This is a genomic window from Nocardia farcinica (genome assembly GCF_029867845.1).
Classification (GTDB): domain Bacteria; phylum Actinomycetota; class Actinomycetes; order Mycobacteriales; family Mycobacteriaceae; genus Nocardia; species Nocardia farcinica_A.
The window spans coordinates 1-4,327 of the sequence record NZ_JARWRU010001088.1; the positions used below are offsets into that span (position 1 = coordinate 1).

Genomic DNA, 4,327 nt, shown 5'->3' on the forward strand with positions numbered 1-4,327 from the left:
GGCGCCGAAGCGGTACTCCGCCCAGGCGGCGGCGTTGGCGTCGTGCTCGAGGATCACCGGCAGCCCGAGCCGCTCGCCGAGTTGCGTGGCCACCGGGGCATCGCGCCAGGGCAGATGCGGGGCGAACCGGACGGTGTGGCGGTGTTCGTTGACGAAACCGGCCACCGCGAGGCCGACCGCGGCCACCGGATGCCTGCCGCGCAACTCGCCGACGGCGCGGGCGAGGGCATCCTCCAACGCGCGGGCGCTGCGCGGGGTGGGGGCCTGGACGGTGTCGAGCACCTCGCCGTCGGCGTCCACCACGGACGCGCGGATATTGGTGCCGCCGACATCGACGCCGACGGTCAGGGGAGCGACGGTCACCTCAGGTCCTGATCGTCACGGGGATGTCGGTGTCGCCGCAACGCCGGGGCGCGCCCGTCGCGCGCCGGGAGGAGCGGGACGGCTCGCCCACGCCGCCGCGGGCGGGCACAACGTGGTGCTGGTGGCGATCGGCACCGGGATCGGGGCCGCGCTGCTCGTCGGCGGCGAGCTGTATCGCGGAACCCACGGCGTCGCGCCGGAACTCGGCCACCTGCAGGTGGTTCCGCAGGGCCGGGCCTGCGCCTGCGGCAAGCACGGCTGCTGGGAGCGCTACTGCAGCGGCACCGCGCTGGCCGAGACCGCCATCGAACTGCTGGCCACCGACCCGTCGGCCTCGACGGTGCTCGCCGCGGAGGTGGCCGCCGACTCCCGCGCGCTCACCGGCAGGCGGGTGGCGGGCGCGGCGCAGGACGGCGATCCGGTGGCCGAGGCGGCGGTCGCCGACTTCGCCCGCTGGCTCGGTCTCGGCCTGGCCTTCGTCAGCGACATCTTCGACCCGGATCTGATCGTCATCGCGGGCGGGGTGAGCAGTTCGGCCGCGCTGTTCCTCGACGACGCGCGCGTGGCGTACGCCCGCGCGGTCACCGGCGCCGGGCACCGGCCGCTGGCCCGCATCCGCACCACGCAATTGGGTGAGGCGGCCGGGGAGATCGGCGCTGCGGAACTGGCCAGGGCGGCGATTTCGGATACCGGTCGCCGGCGCTGAATCGGCCGGGCGGACAATATCGACAACAGGCACGCAACTCGCCGGTAACCCGCATGTGGCCCGAACGGCGCGGTGCGGCGCGGCTGCCCGCGACCACAGCGACCTCCGTGATTGGATGAGTGCTCCGACCAGCGGTAAAGTCGCACATGTCTCGCACTAGTCGCAGCCCGGCCACCCACCGATCCCGGTCCCTGGGGGAAGGATGTCATGTTCTACTGGCTTCTGAAATTCGCGCTGTTGGGGCCATTCATCCACATCTACAATCGCCCGACGGTCGAAGGCCTGGAGAATATTCCGGCCGAAGGCCCGGCGATCATGGCGGGTAATCACCTGTCGTTCGCCGACTGGCTTTTCGCTCCCCTGATGAGCCCGCGCCGGATCAACTATCTGGCCAAGGCCGAGTACTTCACCACCCCCGGCATCAAGGGCCGCCTGCAGAAGTTCTTCTTCAGCGGCACCGGTCAGTACCCGATCGACCGCAGCGGCGCCGACGCGGCCGAGGACGCGCTGAACGCCGCGCGCAGGCTGCTCGACCAGGGCAAGCTGGTCGGCCTGTACCCCGAGGGCACCCGCTCCCCCGACGGCCGCCTGTACAAGGGCAAGACCGGTGTGGCGCGGCTGGCGCTGGAGACCGGCGTGCCGGTCATCCCGGTGGCCGTCATCGGCACCGACAAGGTGTCCCCGCCCGGACCGTTCCGCTGGCGCAGGCACAAGGTGACCGTGAAATTCGGCGCCCCGATCGACTTCTCGCGCTACGAGGGCATGGCGGGCAATCATTTCGTCGAGCGCGCCGTCACCGACGAGGTGATGTACGAGCTGATGCGGCTGAGCGGCCAGGAATACGTGGACATGTACGCGCACGGCCTCAAGGGCACCCCCTCGGGTTCCCGGCCGGACGCCGCGCGCATTCCCGACAGCAAGGCGAGCTGAGCGAGCTTCCCACCGGGCCCCGGAATCCCCGCGATTCCGGGGCCTTTCGCGTGATGAGCTTGCTCACAACGCAAGCCGACCGCAAGAACTTCTTCAGGACCGCCCGCCATGCTTCCCGGCATGTTCAAGAAATTGCTTGCCGCCGTCGGCGTCGGCGGCGCCGAGGTCCAGACCGAACTGTTCACCGCGGGCGTGCAGCCGGGTGGCACGGTCGAGGGGGTCATCCGGCTGCGCGGCGGCCGGGTCGGCCAGGACGTCGACCACATCGGCGTCGAGTTCGTGACCCGGGTCGAGCGCGAGTCCGCCGAGGGCGAGACCCTGCACGATCTCGGCTTCGCGCCCACCGGGGTCACCGGGCCGTTCCATCTGCCCGCCGAGGCCGAGTTGTCGTTCCGGTTCGCGGCGCGAGCGCCGATGGAAACCCCCATTACGTTCTACGACGGCAGGCACCTGCCGGGCACCGTGGTCTCGCTGCGCACCCGGGTGGGCATCAGAGACGCGGTCGACGCCGCCGACACCGATCCGATCGGCATCGGCGCGCTGCCCGCCCAGCACGTGGCGCTGGCGGCCGTGGAGCGCCTCGGTTTCCCCCTGCGCAGCGCTGACGTGGAACAGGGCCGGGTGCACAACACCCCGCAGACGCTGCCGTTCTACCAGGAGATCGAGTTCGGCCCCTCGCCGCACTACCCGAGCCTCGACCAATTGGAGGTCACCTTCGTCGCCACCGATGCCGGTATGAGCGTGGTCTTCGAGGCCGACAAACGGGGCGGATTCTTCACCGAGGGCCGCGATGTGTTCGACGCGCTGTGGATGGAACACCACCGCCTCGACGGCATCGATTGGGCGGGCGAGTTCCACCACCGGATCGCCCGTCTGGCCTCCTGAGATCGGTCTCGGGATCTGTCCAGGATTCGAGTGCGCACAAGTGGCTCGGCTGTGGTTAAGTTTTGAGCCATGAGCACGTCGCAGTCTGTCTCCGCCGAAGAATATCTACCTCGTGACACCGCGGATGTCGTTCGTACTGTTCGGGATTCGCGGGTGCGGGCCGAAGGTCTCACGGTCGTCGGTGGCGAGGTCCTCGACGAGGGACTGCAGGTGCCCGATCACCGCGCGGTGGTGTCGCTGCGGCGGATGAACGCCGTGCTCGACATCAACCTCGGCCGCAAGACGGTCCGGGTGCAGGCGGGGGCCAAGCTCTCCGAGATCGACCGCAGGCTCGGCGCGCACGGCCTTGGCCTGCCGATCGTCGGCGACCACCGCGACATCACCGCAGGCGGCTTCGCCTCGGTCGGCGGCGTCTCCAGCGCCTCGCATCGGCACGGCCTGTTCATCGACCAGGTCGCCGACCTCGAGTACGTCGACCCGGACGGCCGCATCGGCACCTGCGGCCGCGACCACAACACCGAGCGGTTCCACCGCATCCTCGGCGCGGGCGGGCGCGCGGGCATCATCACCGCGCTCACCCTCGACACCATCGAGGTCGACAAGGAACACACCTGGCTCACCACCGACGCCCACCGGTTCCTCGACTTCGACTCCTTCGTCGAGCACGCCCAGAACGAGATCGCCAATCCGGGCAACGCCGCCCTGCAGGTGGGCCGCTGGGTCGACACCCAGCCGCTGAAGGTGGCCCGCCCGGTCGGCACCGGCCACGTGCAGCTGGGCACGGTGCGCTTCGGCCAGTGGTCGAGCCTGTTCCCGACCGTGGCGACCCGCTCGCTCAAGGCCCGCCGCGACGTGGGCACCCGCGCCCGCAAGGGCCTCGGCGCCATCGCCTCGCACGCCAGCGGCCGCGCGGGCATGCCGGTGCGCAATGCCGCCGCGGGCGCGCTCATGTTCGCGCCCAAGGTGCTGACCCTGCGCGACGCGGAGTACCTCGCCGACACGGTCATCAGCTCCTCCGAGCGCGGCCCGGCCTATCGCGTCGGCATCTTCGCCCCGCTGTCGACCTACTCCTCGGTGTTCTACCGCCTGCACGACCTGTTCGCCGGGCACCGCGAGCGCACCGGCTGCTTCACCGTCATCTCCGCGATGACCTACGGCGTGCGCTCGCGGTACCTGCGCACCGAGGCCGCCGCGCGCAACCTGCCGCACGAGGACCACGGCCTGATCACCTTCACCTGCCGCCTTCGCCCCTCGGCGCTGCCCTCGGGTCAGTTGCGCGACATCGTGGCCGCCATCGACGACATCTGCGCCTCCGAACGCGCCCTGCGTTACGAATCGGAGCAGTAGCGGCGATACCCCTGCCGCCGGGGGGGGGGGGGGGGGACGGGGACGCCGGGACAGACCCCGCGTCGGGCGCCGGCCCCCCCACGCGCACCCCCCCCG

At 70.9% G+C, this 4,327-nt stretch carries 4 protein-coding genes and 1 pseudogene; 4 read left to right on the forward strand and 1 reads right to left on the reverse strand.

All coding sequences use genetic code 11. The features are described from left to right. Nucleotides 1-363, reverse strand: a 363-nt coding sequence (locus QH283_RS24030; RefSeq protein WP_280505209.1) for an ROK family protein, incomplete at its 3' end; no start/stop codon positions are given. Nucleotides 364-451: 88 nt separating this feature from the next. Between QH283_RS24030 and QH283_RS24035 the strand changes: the two are divergent. From QH283_RS24035 to QH283_RS24050, 4 genes and pseudogenes are all read left to right on the forward strand, one after another. Further along, a pseudogene (locus tag QH283_RS24035) lies at nucleotides 452-1,069 on the forward strand (ROK family protein); the annotation flags it as partial. 207 nt (nucleotides 1,070-1,276) lie between these two features. Then, nucleotides 1,277-1,999, forward strand: a complete 723-nt coding sequence (locus QH283_RS24040) for a lysophospholipid acyltransferase family protein (protein WP_280505210.1) — start codon at nucleotides 1,277-1,279, stop codon at nucleotides 1,997-1,999. Between the two features lie 120 nt (nucleotides 2,000-2,119). After that, nucleotides 2,120-2,884: a sporulation protein gene (locus QH283_RS24045; RefSeq protein WP_280505211.1), complete on the forward strand. Its 765-nt coding sequence runs from the start codon at nucleotides 2,120-2,122 to the stop codon at nucleotides 2,882-2,884. 69 nt (nucleotides 2,885-2,953) lie between these two features. Beyond that, nucleotides 2,954-4,231 (forward strand): FAD-binding oxidoreductase, encoded by a 1,278-nt coding sequence (locus tag QH283_RS24050; protein ID WP_280505212.1) that lies wholly within the window; start codon nucleotides 2,954-2,956, stop codon nucleotides 4,229-4,231. The last annotated feature ends 96 nt before the right edge of the window (nucleotides 4,232-4,327 follow it).

Excerpts from the sequence above, each read along its gene's own strand:
- QH283_RS24050 (WP_280505212.1), top strand. The coding sequence starts at position 2,954 with ATGAGCACGTCGCAGTCTGTCTCCGCCGAAGAATATCTACCTCGTGAC.
- QH283_RS24040 (WP_280505210.1), top strand. The coding sequence starts at position 1,277 with ATGTTCTACTGGCTTCTGAAATTCGCGCTGTTGGGGCCATTCATCCAC.
- QH283_RS24045 (WP_280505211.1), top strand. The coding sequence starts at position 2,120 with ATGTTCAAGAAATTGCTTGCCGCCGTCGGCGTCGGCGGCGCCGAGGTC.